The sequence below is a fragment of the Acidisoma cellulosilyticum genome, assembly GCF_020621385.1.
GTDB lineage: Bacteria > Pseudomonadota > Alphaproteobacteria > Acetobacterales > Acetobacteraceae > Acidisoma > Acidisoma cellulosilyticum.
This window is the reverse complement of the sequence record NZ_JAESVA010000003.1, coordinates 387,468-403,352: the sequence shown is the minus strand read 5'-3', so window position 1 is coordinate 403,352 and position 15,885 is coordinate 387,468. Positions and strand designations below refer to the sequence as shown.

Annotated in this window: 13 protein-coding genes and 1 tRNA gene; 3 read left to right on the top strand and 11 right to left on the bottom strand. The window is 61.1% G+C overall.

Going from position 1 to position 15,885, the window contains the following annotated elements; translation table 11 throughout:
• Positions 1-4: 4 nt before the first annotated feature.
• The 7 genes from ACELLULO517_RS10615 to ACELLULO517_RS10585 form a co-directional block, all read right to left on the bottom strand.
• Positions 5-1,168, bottom strand: coding sequence for an iron-containing alcohol dehydrogenase (locus ACELLULO517_RS10615; RefSeq protein WP_227307339.1), 1,164 nt, complete (start codon positions 1,166-1,168; stop codon positions 5-7).
• Between the two features lie 27 nt (positions 1,169-1,195).
• Positions 1,196-2,131: a branched-chain amino acid ABC transporter permease gene (locus ACELLULO517_RS10610; RefSeq protein ID WP_227307338.1), complete on the bottom strand. Its 936-nt coding sequence runs from the start codon at positions 2,129-2,131 to the stop codon at positions 1,196-1,198.
• The gene (locus ACELLULO517_RS10605) at positions 2,132-3,019 is read right to left on the bottom strand and encodes a branched-chain amino acid ABC transporter permease (protein ID WP_227307337.1); all 888 of its coding nucleotides are present in this window, start codon (positions 3,017-3,019) and stop codon (positions 2,132-2,134) included.
• Positions 3,020-3,025: 6 nt separating this feature from the next.
• Positions 3,026-4,261 carry an ABC transporter substrate-binding protein gene (locus tag ACELLULO517_RS10600; RefSeq protein WP_227307336.1) on the bottom strand — a complete coding sequence of 412 codons (1,236 nt, stop codon included), beginning with the start codon at positions 4,259-4,261 and terminating at the stop codon, positions 3,026-3,028.
• Positions 4,262-4,297: 36 nt separating this feature from the next.
• The gene (locus ACELLULO517_RS10595; protein WP_227307335.1) at positions 4,298-4,990 is read right to left on the bottom strand and encodes an ABC transporter ATP-binding protein; all 693 of its coding nucleotides are present in this window, start codon (positions 4,988-4,990) and stop codon (positions 4,298-4,300) included.
• A complete protein-coding gene (locus tag ACELLULO517_RS10590) occupies positions 4,983-5,747 on the bottom strand; it encodes an ABC transporter ATP-binding protein (RefSeq protein WP_227307334.1) in 765 nt (254 codons plus the stop codon). The genes ACELLULO517_RS10595 and ACELLULO517_RS10590 overlap by 8 nt, the downstream gene beginning before the upstream one ends.
• A 120-nt stretch (positions 5,748-5,867) precedes the next feature.
• Positions 5,868-6,131: a hypothetical protein gene (locus ACELLULO517_RS10585; RefSeq protein ID WP_227307333.1), complete on the bottom strand. Its 264-nt coding sequence runs from the start codon at positions 6,129-6,131 to the stop codon at positions 5,868-5,870.
• Positions 6,132-6,467: 336 nt separating this feature from the next.
• Here ACELLULO517_RS10585 and ACELLULO517_RS10580 point away from each other — a divergent pair, with 336 nt between their 5' ends.
• Positions 6,468-7,433 (top strand): glycosyltransferase family 2 protein, encoded by a 966-nt coding sequence (locus ACELLULO517_RS10580; protein ID WP_227307332.1) that lies wholly within the window; start codon positions 6,468-6,470, stop codon positions 7,431-7,433.
• Between the two features lie 99 nt (positions 7,434-7,532).
• Here ACELLULO517_RS10580 and ACELLULO517_RS10575 read toward each other — a convergent pair whose 3' ends face one another.
• Positions 7,533-8,981, bottom strand: a complete 1,449-nt coding sequence (locus tag ACELLULO517_RS10575) for a hypothetical protein (RefSeq protein WP_227307331.1) — start codon at positions 8,979-8,981, stop codon at positions 7,533-7,535.
• A 255-nt stretch (positions 8,982-9,236) separates the two neighbouring features.
• Between ACELLULO517_RS10575 and ACELLULO517_RS10570 the strand changes: the two genes are divergently transcribed.
• Together ACELLULO517_RS10570 and ACELLULO517_RS10565 are read left to right on the top strand one after the other, a co-directional pair.
• Positions 9,237-10,955, top strand: a complete 1,719-nt coding sequence (locus ACELLULO517_RS10570; protein WP_227307330.1) for a glycosyltransferase family 2 protein — start codon at positions 9,237-9,239, stop codon at positions 10,953-10,955.
• 65 nt (positions 10,956-11,020) lie between these two features.
• Positions 11,021-14,506, top strand: a complete 3,486-nt coding sequence (locus ACELLULO517_RS10565; protein WP_227307329.1) for a glycosyltransferase — start codon at positions 11,021-11,023, stop codon at positions 14,504-14,506.
• Between the two features lie 126 nt (positions 14,507-14,632).
• Here ACELLULO517_RS10565 and ACELLULO517_RS10560 read toward each other — a convergent pair.
• The 3 genes from ACELLULO517_RS10560 to coaD all read right to left on the bottom strand — a co-directional run bounded on the left by ACELLULO517_RS10560 (position 14,633) and on the right by coaD (position 15,884).
• Positions 14,633-14,708: transfer RNA gene (locus tag ACELLULO517_RS10560), tRNA-Lys, on the bottom strand.
• A 115-nt stretch (positions 14,709-14,823) separates the two neighbouring features.
• Positions 14,824-15,306, bottom strand: a complete 483-nt coding sequence (locus ACELLULO517_RS10555) for a peptidylprolyl isomerase (protein WP_227307328.1) — start codon at positions 15,304-15,306, stop codon at positions 14,824-14,826.
• A 59-nt stretch (positions 15,307-15,365) separates the two neighbouring features.
• Positions 15,366-15,884 carry a pantetheine-phosphate adenylyltransferase gene (gene coaD / locus ACELLULO517_RS10550; RefSeq protein WP_227307327.1) on the bottom strand — a complete coding sequence of 173 codons (519 nt, stop codon included), beginning with the start codon at positions 15,882-15,884 and terminating at the stop codon, positions 15,366-15,368.
• Between the last annotated feature and the right edge of the window lies 1 nt (position 15,885).

Below are 15,885 nucleotides of genomic sequence, written 5' to 3'. Positions count from 1 at the left end.
GGACTCACGCCGCATCCCAAACCTCGCGATACAGATCCTCGATCGTTGCGGCTTCCGGCACGCGCGGGTTATTGCCCGGTGAGCCCGAGGCAAGGGCCTGTTCCGCCATCAGCGGCAAAAGCTGCGTCCAGCGATCCGCGTCGATGCCATAGCTTTTCGGCGTCGGCACGGCGAGGTCTCGGTTCAGCGCGCTGAGCGCCTCGGTCAGCTTAGCGACGGCTGTCTCCTCACTCTCGTTTTCGGCGGCGATCCCCATGACGCGCGCACAGGTCGTGTAGCGCGTCATGGCGCCGGACGCGGACCAGCGCGTGATGACCGGCAACAGCATGGCGTTGGAGAGGCCGTGGGCGACATGGAAATGCGCGCCGATCGGCCGGCTCATGCCATGGACCAGCGCGACGGAGGCGTTCGAGAAGGCGATGCCGGCCTGATGCGAGCCCAGCATCATCGCCTCGCGCGCTGCGCGGTTGTCCGGCTGATCATAGGCGGCGCGGATATTGGGCCAGATGGCGCGCATGGCGAGGAGCGCCATGCCGTCCGAAAACGGATTGGCACGGCGCGAGACAAAGGCCTCGATCGCATGGGTCAAAGCATCGATGCCGGTATCGGCCGTCAGCCGCTTCGGCTTGCTCATGGTCAGTTCGAAATCGACGATGGCGGCGATGGGCAGATAAGCGAGGCCAGCGCAGAGCATTTTCTCGCCCTGGACCTCATCCGTGATGATGGTGAAGCGCGTGCCTTCCGATCCCGTGCCGGCCGTGGTCGGGATGGCGATGATCGGCAGGCCGGGCCTGTCTTCCTGATGCGGCGTTTTCAGCGCCTGCATCGATCCGCCGCGCTGGCTGAGGACGGCGGCCGCCTTGGCGGTATCGATCGGGCTGCCGCCGCCGAAGCCGATGACGCAGTCGAACCCGCTTTTGCCGATCATATCGACGGCAGCGTTGACGGAGGCGACCGTCGGGTCCGGCACGACTTCGGTGAAGGCGCGGGCGTTAATGCCCTCGGCCGCCAGGATCGCGGTCAGCCTCTCCAGCCCGCCGCTTTGCGCGAGGAAAGGATCGGTCACGATCAGCGGACGGCTGAGGCCAAGCTGCGTCAGCAGCGCCCCCGCTTCCTTGATGGTGCCGCCGCCGATGCGGATCAGCCTGGGCAATGCGATGGCGGCCATGGTCTATCCCTCCCGAGATGCTTTTCCTCAGAGCGGTGATTTGAGCCGATAGGCGAGCTCCCCCACAATGCCGCGGCGGAATACCAGAACACAGATCACGAAAATGCCACCTTGGATGACGATCACCCAGGCACCAAAAGGGGCTAGATAGTACTGCATGGCGATGACGATGAGCGCGCCGACGATCGGCCCGAAAATGGTGCCAATTCCGCCCAGCAGCACCATGAGGACGACAAGGCCCGAGGTGGCGATACCGACATCGGAGAGTGTCTGGATGCCCATGACCATGGCCTTGAGCCCGCCGGCGATACCCGCCAACACCGCCGCCAGAATGAACATGATGCGCTTATAGCTCGCCGGCCGATAGCCGAGCGAGACCATGCGCGGCTCATTATCGCGCACGGCGCGCACCACCTGCCCGAAGGGGGAGTGAATGACGCGATGGACGAAAACGACGCCGATGAGGAAGACGACGGCGACCAGCGCATAGATTGCGTGGTCGTTGGCAAGGGGAAACAGACCGAACAAGGCCGAGCGCGGGATGCCCTGAATGCCGTTCTCACCCCCCGTAAAGCCCGTCAGCTGCACGGCGCCGAAATAGACGATCTGCGCCAGCGCCAGGGTGATCATCGCGAAATAGATGTCCTGCCGGCGAATGGCCAGCCAGCCGAAGACCGCGCCGAGCAACCCGCCCGCGAGGCCGCCGGCGACGATGCCGATTTCGGGCGTCAGGCCCAGGCTTTGCACCAGATAGCCGGCGGTATAGCCGCCGAGACCGAAATAGGCGGCCTGGCCGAGCGAGAGCAGCCCGACCGATCCCATCAGCAGATTGGTACCGAGCGCAAACAGCGCGTAGCACATCACCTGCATGGCCACGATCGGATAAACGAAAAACGGGGCCGCGATCACCACGGCGATGAGGATCACGAGGCTGATCAGTTGCGCGCGGGAGAAACCGAACATTCAGGCGGCCTTGCCGAAAAGGCCCGCGGGCCGCGCCAGAAGTACGATCGCCATGACGACGAAGACGACGACGGCCGAGCCGGGCGGGTAGAAGACATCGGTAAAGCCTTCGATGATGCCGAGGCCGAAGCCGGTCAGGATGGCGCCCCCGATGGACCCCATGCCGCCGATGACGACGACCGCGAAGACGGTATCGATCAGGTCCGATCCCATGCCGGGATTGACGGCATAAAGCGGGGCGGCGAGCACGCCGGCGAGCCCCGCCAGCGCTACCCCGCCGCCGAAGGTGAGTGCCAGCAGGCGCGGCACATTGACGCCGAAGGATTGGACGAGGGCCGGGTTTTCAGTCGCGGCCCGCAGTAGCGCGCCGAGCCTGGTCTTCTCGACCACAAACCAGGTCCCGCCGCAGACGATGATGGCCGCGAAGACGACGAAACCGCGATAGAGCGGCATATACATGAAGCCGAGATTGACGACGCGGGCGAAGGCGGCCGGCGGATCATAGCTGACGCCGGAGACGCCGAAGAAATTCGTGGCCAATCCCTGTAGCACCTGGGCCAGGCCGAAGGTCAGCAGCAGGCCGTAGAGAATATCCAGCTTGTAGATCGGCCGGATAAGGACCCGCTCCAGCACCAGACCCAGCAACCCGACCAGCAGTGGCGCGCAGATGATGGCCCCCCAGAAGCCGATGCCGAGATAGGTCAGCAGCCCCCAGGTGACGAAGGCGCCGACCATGAACATGGCGCCATGGGCGAAGTTGATGATGCGCAACAGGCCGAAGATGATGGCCAGCCCCATCGACAGGATCGCGTAGAAGGAACCGTTGATGAGGCCGAGCAGCAGCTGCCCGAACAGAAGCGGCAGCGGCTTGCCGAAGACCATCACCATCTCGGGTCAGGCCTTGACCAGCGGACAGCCCTCGGTCGCCAGCGGCGCGAAGGTGTCCTCGGCCGATGTCTTATGCAGAAGATCGTAATAATCCCAAGGAATGGCGCTTTCGCCGGGCTTCTTCACGCGGAACAGGTAGGAGGCGCACATAAAGCGCCCGTCCTCGCGGATGCTGCATTGGCCGAAGGCGTCATCATCCGTCGGCATCTTTTTCATCTGTGCGACCACGGCCGGGCCATTGCCGGCCTGATCGACACCCATGGCATCGACGGCCTTCAGGAAATGCGTGGTGCCGCTGTAGCAGCCGGCCTGCGCCATGGACGGGTAGTTGTTGGGTGTCTTGGGCAGCACCCGCTTGGTGAAGGCGCGCGTGCGGTCATTCATGTTCCAGTAGAAGCTTTCGGTCAGCACCAGGCCCTGCGCAATCTCCAGCCCGATGCCGTGGATGTCGTTCAGGTAGATCAGCAGGCCGGCGATCTTCATGCCGCTTTGCGTAATGCCGAACTGATGCGCCTGCTTGATGGAATTGACCGTATCCTTGCCGGCATTGGCGAGGCCCAGCACCTGCGCGCCGGAAGATTGCGCCTGTAACAGAAAGGACGAGAAATCCGTGGTCTGCGGAAAAGGATAGTCGACGTCGCCGACGACCTTGCCGCCGGCCGCTTTGATGACGGCCGAGGTCTGGTCGCGCAGCAACTGGCCGAAGGCGTAATTGGCCGTGATGAAGAACCAGCTTTTTCCGCCCTGCGCCACCATGGCGCCGCCCGTGGAGTGCGACAGCATATAAGTGTCGTAGCTCCAGTGGATTGTGCTGGCATTGCACTTTTTGCCGGTGAGCAGAGAGGTCGCGGAATTCGTATTGATATAGGTCTTGTTCTTCTCGCCGGCGACAGCGGCAATAGCGAGGCCGACAGCCGAGTTCGGCACGTCGATCAGCATATCGACGCCATTGTCGAACCATTGCCGGGCGAGGCCCGCGCCGATATCGGGCTTGTTCTGATGATCGCCCTGGATGACCTTGATGTCGTAGCCTTTGGCGGCGGCACCCCAATCCTCGATCGCCTGATGCACGCAGGCGACGGAGGTTTTGCCGCCGACATCGCTATAGGTGCCGGAAAAATCGCTGCAGACACCGATGGTGAGCTGCTTGTTGCCGGCCGCCCGCGCTCTGGCGTGGGGTAGAGCCGTCATCGCTCCCATTGTAAGGGCGCCGCCAATCACTGTACGCCGTGTCATGGTCATTGTGACCGTCTCCCCGTTTCTTTTTGTGGAGTCTTATTAGACCCCAAGCCGGTTGTGCAGATCGTCCATGCGCGATGCCAGTGCATGGGCAGGAATCATATCGATAATCTTACCTTGCTCGACGAGGTAATGGCGGTCGGCGAGCTTGGCGACGAAGCGGAAATTCTGCTCGACCAACAGAATGGTAAAGCCGCGTCGCTTGATTTCGGCGATCATATTGCCGATCTGCTGCACGATCACCGGCGCGAGGCCCTCGGTCGGCTCGTCCAGAAGCAGCAGCTTCGCGCCCGTGCGCAGAATGCGGGCGATGGCCAGCATCTGCTGCTCGCCGCCCGAGAGTTTGGTGCCGGGACTGCGCGCGCGTTCCTGCAGATTGGGAAACAGGGTATGGATTTCAGCGATCGTCAGCCCGCCGGGGGCGACGACCGGCGGCAGCAGCAGATTCTCATGCACGCTGAGGGAGGCGAAAATGCCGCGCTCCTCCGGGCAGAAGCCGATACCTTGGCGCCCGATGGTATCGGGCCTCGCCGCGATCAATTCCTGTCCGCGAAAGCGGACGCTGCCCTGGCGTTTGGGCACCAGCCCCATGATGGATTTGAGCGTCGTCGATTTGCCGGCGCCGTTGCGGCCCAGCAGGGTCACGACCTCGCCTTCGCGCACGGTAAAGTCCATGCCGTGCAGGACATGGCTTTCATCATACCAGGCGTTGAGGCCGGAGACTTCAAGCATGATCGCTACCGAGATAGGCGGTGATGACGGCAGGATCGCGTGAAACGGTTTCGTAATTGCCCTCCGCCAGCACGCGCCCCCTTGTCAGCACGGTGATGCGGTCCGACAGGCCGGCGACGACAGAGAGGTTATGCTCCACCATCAGGATCGTGCGACCTTGGCGCAGCCGCTTGATCAGATCGACGATGCGCGCGACGTCTTGCTCTGTCATCCCCGCCGTCGGTTCGTCCAGCAGCAGCAATGGCGGGTCAAGCGCTAACGTGGTCGCAATCTCCAGCGCGCGTTTGCGGCCGTAGGAGAGTTCGGCCGCCATGGTGTCTGCGAAGGGACCAAGGCCGACATCCTCCAGCAATGCCCGGGCGCGATCATTGAACCGTTGCAGCCGCCGGTCGGACCGCCAGAAATCAAAACTGGCGCCGCGTTCCCGCTGCAAGGCGATGCGGACGTTTTCCAGCGCCGTCATATGACCGAAAACGGCGGAGATCTGAAAGCTGCGCACCATGCCACGACGCGCGACATCCGCCGGTTTCAAATGTGTGATGTCATCACCGCGATACGTGATCTTGCCGGCGCTGGGCTGCAGGAACTTGGTCAGCAAGTTGAAGCAGGTGGTTTTGCCGGCACCGTTGGGGCCGATCAGGGCATGGATGGAGCCCGCCTTGACCGACAGGGAGACGTTATCAACAGCCGTAAAGCCGCTGAAACGCTTCGTCAGCCCCGAGGTTTCCAAGACGGCTTCTGTGACAGCCTCGTTCACTATTCTTATTCCAGTTTGCCCGGATTTTTATGGAGGCTTGCATAGATTGCAGGGCCGCGCAACAGCTATCGCGGCGGCGCCAGGGATGAGGCGTCAGCGCGGACCTGCCGGGATTACCGCTCAACGACAGGCGAAATAGACCGCAGCCCGGCCGCCCCGAAGATTGTTGCTGACCCTCGCCTGAACCGCCTGTTTGCCGAAGGACGCGCAGTGCGATCGCGCGACCTGCTGCACCTGGCTGAGGTTGCGCAGCGCCGGATCGGTCAGAATGGTGATGCCGCTGGCGCTCTGCGTCTGCACCCGGTAGGGCGGCCCGGACCCGATCGTGCATCCCGCCAAGCCGAGCAGGGCCGCGAGGCAAATGGCAGAAGGTTTCAGCGTCATGGGTCTCTCCCGGTGCTTATCATCCCTTATGCGCAAGCTTTGCGCCGATACCCGGCCTCCAGGCAAATGCTATCGCCTGTATGGATCGCATCCGTCGGCAAGCCTCCGCCAGAGCCGATGCGCTTCGGCAAAGGCATTGGCAAGCGGGGGAGGGGCAAGCATAATACCGTTACAATCGGTCTCATCGCCGGAACGGTTAGCCGCGCCGGATGGCAGCGCTGGTCGCTTGGCTGCTACCTTTCGTTCGGGTGGTGGGGATCGGTCAGGCCTTGGGTAGATTATACGGCGATCTCAAATTGTTTGGTTCGATCATCGGTTGCCGTTACGGAGCGTCATGTGTCTCTTGAAAATCCCGACGATGCAGAATCACCACTCGTCTCGATTGTCGTGCCTTGCCATAACGAGGAAGACAATCTCGCGCTTCTTTATGAGCGGATGCGCGACGTCCTGGACGGCCAAGGCCTGTCCTGGGAAATGGTCTGCGTGAATGATGGCAGCAAGGACAGCACCCTCGCCAAGCTGATCGCGATGCAGCAGATGGACCCGCGGGTGCGCGTCTTCGATCTGTCACGGAATTTCGGCAAGGAAGCGGCCATGACGGCGGGGCTGGACCAGGCGCGTGGTTCGGTGACGATTCCGATCGATGCCGATCTGCAGGATCCCCCGGAACTGATACCCGCGCTGATCGCGAAGTGGCGGGAAGGCTATGAGGTGGTCAATGCCGTGCGCGAGGCGCGGGACGGAGAGAGCTGGGTCAAGCGCAGCACCGCCCATCTTTTCTATCGTATCATCAATGGGTTGAGCGATATCGAAATTCCGCGCGATACGGGCGATTTTCGGCTGCTGTCCCGCCCGGCACTCGAAGCGCTGCGTCAGATGCCGGAACGGCGGCGCTTCATGAAGGGCATGTTCGTCTGGGTCGGCTTTCGCACGGCGACAGTCACCTATCGCCGTGCCGGCCGCCATGCCGGGCGCACGAGCTGGAATTATTGGCGGTTGTGGAATTTCGCGCTGGAGGGGATCACGTCCTTCAGTCAGGTGCCGCTGCGGCTGGCTTCCTATCTGGGGTTGATTACCGCTTTCCTCTCGATGCTCTACGGCAGCTTTTTGATCGTCCGCACGATCTTCTTCGGCAATCAGGTCAGCGGCTATCCTTCGATCATGGTGGCAGTCCTGTTTCTGGGCGGCATACAGCTGATGGCGCTTGGTGTGATCGGCGAATATGTCGGGCGTATCTACGAGGAAACGAAAAGTCGGCCGCTTTATTTGATAAGGCAAAGCTGGAGCGATCCGGCGGGCTAGATTTTTGATGTAAAGCCCGGAAGTTGTCCCGCCGCGTGGTGTTACCCGACAGGACAGCTTCCGGGCGAGGCATTACTCGGCCCGCGCCTTTGCGCGACGTTACTGAGGCGCCGGAGCGATTGTTAAATTTGTCTTACCAAAACGCGTCATTATACCCCAAGCGTACCAGGGTATGCTCCCCGGGCTGACGTTGGATCGGCTTTGAAATTGTCCTGTCGGAAGGGCATCGGAGGCGATGATCTGCCCCGGCGATCCCACTTGCAACGTCATGGTGGAGCCTTGGCCCAAGCCAGAGCGCCAGTTCGCATGGCGAACCGCAATGATGTCACTCCTGGCATGCCAATCGGAAACAAGCGGTCCCGCTCGGAAGGCCATCAACACGACGATGGCGATGATGAGAACAATCTTTCGCGGCAGCCAAAATGCGGCTCCAAACAAACAGGAGGCTGCTGCGATGGCGAGGAAAACCATGTCCGCGCGCAAGGTATCGTGACGTTCGCAGCACAGCGTGCCGAACTGATGATAGGCGAGAGCGATTGAGACGAAAGCCCCGAAGACCAGGGCGAACACCCAGATCAATCCCTCCCAGGTGTCATCGCTTTGCGCCCTATTGGGCCTGACAACGGGTGGGAGTGAAACGAGCAAGGCGAGCTTGACGGCCAGGGCAATCAGAGCAGGAATGCCTGCAATCGAGTATATCTGACTAAAAAAGCCGGGAAATGCAGCGATAACGCTCGGTGCCCAATGGCCAGCCAGGCCCGAGCTTGGATCCATGATCTCATGATCAGCCTGAACGCGATGGGTCAGCACAATCAAGCATACGCTGACCGCGCCGAGGGCTGGAAGAATGAGAGGGGCGGCCCCTTGGAAGAATTTTCCGCGCAGGATGCGAAAGGCCAGGAGGAGGCCGATATAGGCAAGAACCGTGACGGCGCCGACTTCGGAGCAGAAGGCTGCCACGAGCAGAGCAATCGACAGCGCAACCTGAGACAGACGATTTGTGCCACGCTGCAAAATCGTTGCCGCGGCAAGGGCAGCCCAGCAAGGAAGATAAGCCGCGGTGGCCATCGGCCAAAAGAACATTTCGCCAGGCTTTGCCACCAGTAGGGCCAGGGCAAACCAAAGCAATGCCAATCCCGCCGGCCGTCGGTCGCGGGCTATCCAGGCAGAAAGGGCAATGCCTGCGAGCGAGATCAACCAAAGGCAAGCAAGAAAGGGCGTGATTAAAGGGCGTTCGAATGTATTCGATACGCGAAAATAGACATAGGAAATCAATTCCGCGATCGGTCGCGGACTCCAGCTCATGATGCGGCCGACTAGGCCTGGGAAGCCGTCGCGTGCCGTTTGGACGCTTATCGCGTATTCATCGGCATGCCACCGACCGGCAGGCAGCAGATAGGCATGGGCAAGAATGACGATGCATGCCAAAGCAATGGAGAGCCCCGTTAGCAAGCTGTACCAGCGTGTCGCATGGCCTTGCCCGTCTGCATCTGGGGTCGCAAGGTCAAGGGGGTGGATAGGAGTGTCGGGGGCCGTATCGCGAGCCAAGATGGCGTTTCCTCCGCAAAGCTAGGTAAAATGATATCAAGAAGATAAATCTTGCTTCGTTACGTTTGACTGCAATTTCGGAATTTTGGATAGCGTCCTCGCAGGAACTGGCCAAGCGCATGGATCAGCAGCATCCCTTGCGCAGACCTTACTTGGCAAGGTTGCCGATCAAGGGCAAAATTCGGATGCGGGCCCGTTCAACAAGCCTCATCATTGCTAGCCAGCTGATTTTCTGAAAGAATATTAGGCGTCCCCATGCCGATACATAAATTTAGCTATGGCACTTGGCTGCCGGCCCACCACCGGTTGAACGACAATGACCGGATCGCGATCGCCCATCACATATCGCACTTGCCCGATGCGCCATCCTTCCTTCTGGTTCCGCTCGCGCGTGCCGATGACCCGCGCGACCTCTGGCAGCCGACCCTGGATGCCGCACGGCAGTCGGTCTATCCGAACTGGAAAATCGCCGTTCCGGAGATCTGGGCCCCGGTCGATCTTGAAGACGGTCAGTGCAACTGGCAGCCCGGTCCGGGTATCGAGCCAGCTGGGTGCAGAAGTGCCTTCTTCAATGCGGTTTGCGCCGGGCCGGACATTGGCGGTGATTTCGTCATTCCGCTGCCGCCTGGTGCCATTCTGGATGAGCGGGCGCTTTATGAATTTGCATGTTCAATCGTGAAGGAGCCGGAGGGGCAGGTCTTTTTTGGCGATCAGGATCAAATTAGCGGCCTGACGCGAGAATATCATAGTCCTCGTTTTAAGACGGCCTTCGATCCCGATTTGATGTTTGGACGCGATGCCTTGGGACTGCCCGTCGCCTATCGCCAAGATTTGCTGGGTCAATTTCCAGATCTTCTTACGGGTATCGCTTATTCCAGCGTTGCTTTGCATGACCTTGCGCTGAAGGCCATGACGGTGACGCCGTCCGGCCAGTTTGTGCATGTTCCAGGTATACTGTGCCATCTTCTCGACAAGGCTGGCGCCCAGCCGGATTGGGATCCGGCAACCGCCCGGGCGATTATCCAAGGCTATGCCGAGCGGGAGGCGGGTGCCGCGGTCAAGGTTGAGCCCGCGCCGCTGGCACCGGCCTGGTGTCGCGTGACACGGGAACTGCCAAGCGATCCGCCCCTGGTTTCCATCATTATTCCGACGCGGGATAGCCTGACATATCTCGATAATTGCGTCAGAGGGATTCTTGACAAGACAGGATATCAGAATGTCGAGATTCTGATCGTTGATAACGGAACGACCAATAAGGCGGCTGTGGTGCTGTTGAGGCGCCTGGCGGCCGATCCGCGCGTGCGGATTATCAGCCATCCGGGTCCCTTCAACTATCCGGCGCTTAACAATGAGGCAGCGCGGCAGGCGCGCGGAGAGATATTGCTGCTCCTGAACAATGATACCGAGGTCATGCACGCGGATTGGCTGGATGAGATGGTATCGCAGGCGCTGCGCATGGGTGTGGGCGCGGTCGGTGCCAAATTGCATTACGCCGACGGACGCATTCAGCATGCCGGCGTCCTTCTGGGCCGGGGCGATATGCTGACCCATCAGCTGCGCCTTTCGGCGGCCAGCGATCCTGGCCCCCAAGGGGAATTGGCTTTGACGCGCACGGTGCTTGCCGTCACGGGGGCTTGTTTGGCGACGCGCCGGTCCGTGTTTTTGGACGTCGGTGGCCTAGATGAAGGTCTGACCGTCGCTTTCAACGATATCGATTACTGTCTGCGGCTCAACGACCACGGATATCGTGTCGTCTGGACGCCGTTTGCGGCCTTGTACCACCTCGAATCAGTCTCACGTGGTGCGGAAGACACGCCGGAGAAAATCGCAAGGCTGGCGCGTGAATTGGCCGTCATGAACGGTCGATGGCACGAGGATTTGATGCGTGATCCCTTCCATAATCCCAATCTTGACTTTGGCTGGACCGAAACGCACCTCTCCCTGCGGCCGCCTCAAAAGAGCTGGGTCGTTTAAGGATGAGATATGGACGATGATCGCCGTCTATTTACCGCAGCAGAGCTAACCTGGTGGCCGATATTTTGACCGATAATTCTATGTTCTCCACCTCGATCAACGCCTTGGTCGACCCGTCGCTTGATCCGCTGTTCTGGCAGGCTGGTCGCCTTGGTGAAGTGAGTGCCTGGTGGCGTCATGTGCCGTTTGCGCATTGGATCGTGCAGGCGGTCCAGCCGGATATGCTTGTCGAGTTGGGAACGCATACCGGCGTTTCCTATGCGGCCTTCTGTCATGCCGTTGTGCAGGCCAGACTGCCGACGCGGTGCTGGGCGGTCGATACCTGGGTCGGAGACGAGCATGCCGGCCTGTATGATGAGGCGGTTTTTGCCAGCATTCGTGACTTCAACGAAAAAAACTATGTGTCATTCTCGTCGTTGCTGCGTTGTAAATTTGATGATGCAATAAATTCATTCGCTGATGGGTCTATCGATCTTCTGCATATCGATGGTCTGCACACCTATGATGCGGTGAAGCATGATTTCGAGTCCTGGCTGCCGAAGCTCTCTGACCGGGCTGTAGTTCTGTTCCATGACACCAATGTCCTGGAACGCGATTTCGGCGTCTGGCGTCTGATGAGCGAATTGCGCGAACGCTACCCGGTCTTTGAATTCACCCATGGCCACGGCCTTGGCGTGGTGGGGGTCGGCCGCCAATTGCCACCGGACGTGCAGGCCCTTCTGGCGATCAGGGAACCGAGCGCGATCAGCCGGATCCGGCAGCGCTTTGCCTGGCTGGGTGAGCGCTGGTTCGCCGAACACCGTGAAAACACCATCGCGCGCGACCTTGGGCAACGCGCCGCTACGGCCGAGCACAATGCCCATCTTGCCATCGCTGCGGCCGAGCAGAACGCCGAGACAGCAATCGCGTCAGCAGCACAGACAGCGCAGACCGCGATTGCGACGGCCGAACAAGCCGCTCGTGCGGCCAGTTTGGCCGCTGAAACGGCTGTGGTGGAGGCGGAACAGGGAAGGCAGGCCCTGGCCGAAGCCCTTAGCCAAGAGGCGCAGGCCCTGGAACGGGCGGCCTCGGCCGAAGACCTGGCGGCCAAGGCAGCGGAATGGTCGAAGCGAGCGACAGAGGCGGAACGGCGCCTGAAGGCAGCCGAAGCGATGCGCGCTCAGGCGGCCTATCGGGCAGATCGCGCGCGTCAGGAACTCGACCAGGCGAATAAGCGTAAAACGGCGGTAGTCAGCGTGACCGCTGACCATTCGGCGGAGAGCGTGGTCGCCGCGCAAGTCGAGATCGCGGCGCTCAGCGCGGAACTGGGCCGTGTGACGCATGACTATCATCAGATCGCCCATTCCACGACCTGGCGCGCGACCATGCCGATCCGGCGCATGGGGCAGGCGATGCCCTCCGGTCTGCGGCGCGGGCTGCGCGGCAGCGTGAAGCTTGTCTGGTGGACACTGACCCTTCGTCTCGGTCGCCGCCTGGCGCAAAGGCGGGCCATTATGGCCGAGATCCGTGCTCCGGCGGCGACGCTCCCCGCGCCGACGGCTGCCCTCGCTGCGCCAAGCCAGCCTGTCGCGGCCCTTCCGCGCCGTGACGGGGTGAACCAGGCCCTGGCCAAGCGCGTCGTCTATGTTTCGGGTGAGGCCGATACGCCCGGGCATCTTTATCGGGTCGAGCGACCGGCGACGGCTCTGCGTCAGATCGGTATGGAGGTTTCCGTGCTGGCGACGGCCGAGCTGGGTCAGTCCCTGGCCGTCATCGCGCGGGCGGATGTGCTGATCCTGTGGCGCACACCCTGGAGCGACGATATCGCGGCGGCATTCGATGCCATTCGCATGAATGGCGGCCGGGTGATCTTCGACGTCGATGATCTGATGATCGATCCAAGCCTGGCGTCGAACAAGATTATCGACGGAATTCGGTCTCAATACCTGACCGAGGAGCAAGTCGCTTCGCATTTCCAGCGCATCCGACAGACGATGCTGACCGCCGACTTGTGTACGGCGAGCAGCGACGAACTCGTCCATCACATGCGTTTGGCCTGGAAGCCCGCGCGATTGCTGTTGAACGGGTTTGACCATGAAACGCTTCTCGCCTCGCGTCTGGCGGCGCGCGCTTGGGAACAGGCGCGCGACGACCTTCTGCGCATCGGCTATGCTGGTGGTTCGCGGACCCATCAGCGTGATTTTTCTTTGTGCGTCGATGCCATCGCTCAGGCCATGCGCGCCAATCCTCGGGTCAGACTGGTCCTGTTCAGGAAGGGCGATGTGCCGCTGCTGGATATCGAGGAATTTCCGGCTTTGGACGGATTGGAGGCTCAGTTCGAGTGGCGCCAGCTTGTGCCATTGACCCGCCTGCCGGAGGAAGTCGCGCGTTTCGACGTCAATATGGCGCCACTCGAGATCGGCAATCCCTTCTGCGAGGCCAAGAGCGAACTGAAATTCTTCGAGGCTGCGCTTGTCGGCGTGCCGACGATCGCTTCAGCGACCGGACCGTTCCGGCGCGCGATGCGCGACGGTGAGACCGGGTTCCTCGCCAGCAAGCCTGAGCATTGGTCTAAATATCTTGATCTGCTCTTGAACGATGCGGACCGGCGCCGCGACATGGCGGCGGCAGCCTACCGGGATGTTCTTTGGACATTCGGGCCGGAGCGCCGCTTGCAGGAGGTGTCGCTGCTTCTGGAGATCGCGGGCGGCGGCCATAGCGGGGCCGCGGCATTCGAGCGTGACATCCTGCGCAAGGCGTCCCTGGCGGCGCAGCCGCGCACCCAGCCTTTCGTGCCTGCGCATAGGATCATCTTCACGTCGGACAGGCTTGGCGTGGCAAAGGTGACCGTCATCGTCCCGCTTTACAATTACGCGTCGGTTGTGACCGAAGCGCTTGAGAGTGCCGCGCGGCAGGATATCGGCTTGGTCGACTTGATCATTGTCGATGATTGTTCAACGGACGATTCTCTCGCCGTCGCGATCGATTGGGCGAAGACAAACAAGGACCGCTTCAGTCGCTTGATCGTCGCACAGAACGATGCGAATTCCGGCCTGGCCTTCACCCGCAACGCGGCTTTCTCATTGGCCGATACGCCATGGGTGTTTCCGCTGGATGCCGATAATCGTTTGATGCCGCATTGTGCCCGCGAATGCCTGGCCGTCGCTGAAAAGAGCGGCGCGATTTACGTTTATCCCGTCATCCAGCAGTTCGGGCAGCAGTCCGACCTGATGGGCGTGGATCAGTACGATCCCGTGCGATTGGCAAACGCCAATTATATCGATGCCATGGCCCTCATTTCGCGGGCCGCCTGGATGCAGGTTGGGGGCTATGATCATATCGTGGGCGGCTGGGAGGATTTCGATCTATGGTGCCGCTTCGCCGAGCATGGAATGCGGGGTGAACAGGCCCTGAGCCAGCCCTTGGCGGAATATCGCGTCCATGGCACGTCCATGATTCAGACGGCACGTAAATCGGTCGAGCAGATGAACGCCATGATGTTCAACATGCAGGAACGGCACCCTTGGCTTACCTTGATTTGGCCGCTGCCGGTCGAGCGGCCCTCCGCATAAGCCAAGTCTTCTGAACCTCCCTCGATGTGATCTGTGCAGACAGGCAAGGATGGGGAGGTTTCGCTGAACTGGCGCCGGATTTTCTTGCGATCCGTGCTTGCCGAAACACTGTCTCGGGTCGATCCATGGTGAGCCCGGTGGGACTCGAACCCACGACCCCATGATTAAAAGTCACGTGCTCTACCGGCTGAGCTACGGGCTCGACTTAGGATGGGTGGGTTGAACGGCAGATGGGCCGCCGCGTCAAGCGCCGGATACGAAAAAACGCCCCGCGCTGGACGCAGGGCGTTTTCCGAACCAAGCAAAAGCGCAAAAAATTACGGCGCGACCGTCATGTGGATGATGCGGTCGGGGTCGGTCACGCTGCCGCTTTGGCCGACGCCCTTCTTGATGTCGTTCACGAATTCCATGCCGCTCACGACCTGACCGACGATGGTGTACTGGCCGTCCAGCCAGGGCGTGGGCGCCAGGCAGATGAAGAACTGGCTGTTGCCGCTGTTCGGGTTCGCCGTGCGCGCCATGCCGACCGTACCGGTCAGGAACTTCGCGTCATTGGTGAATTCCGCGGGCAGGTCGGGCAGGCTGCTGCCGCCGGTGCCGGTGCCGGTCGGATCGCCGCCCTGGGCCATGAAGCCCGGGATAACGCGGTGGAAGGGGGTGTTGTCGTAGAACCCCTCGCTCGACAGCTTCAGCAGCCGTGCGGTCGCTGCCGGCGCGATATCCGGCCGCAGCTTGATGACCACGGTGCCGTATTTCAGCTGCATGTCGAGCGTGTCGGATGCTGCCTGTGCTTCACTCATACCAAATCCAATCATAGTGGTGCCGAGGGCGACCTGCATCGCCTCTCTTCGGTTGAAGATCATGGCTCTCTCTGCTTCTTGGCCCAAGCCAGGAGCTCTGCCTCCGTCAGCGGAGGCACAAAGCTCGACACATCTCCGCCCAGCAGGGCGATTTCCTTGACGAAACGGGAGGAGATGAATTGGTGCTTTTCACTCGCCATCAGGAAAACGGTCTCGATCTCACAGTCCAGACGGTAATTCATGCCGGCAAGTTGGAACTCGAAATCAAAATCCGAGACCGCGCGCAAGCCGCGGATGATCACGCTTGCGCCAACGTCGCGGGCGAATTGCACGAGAAGGTTGGAAAAGGGACGCACATCGATGATCGTCCCTCTATCCGGCAGGCTTGCGGCCAGGACGGCGCGGGTTAAAGCCACGCGCGCATCCAGCGCCATCAGCGGCCCTTTGCCGGAATTGACCGCGACGCCGATGACCAGCCGATCGACCAGCTTGGCGCCGCGGGTAATGATATCCAGATGGCCATTGGTGATCGGATCGAAGGTCCCAGGATAGACACCGATCTTTTCATGGCCCGCCATA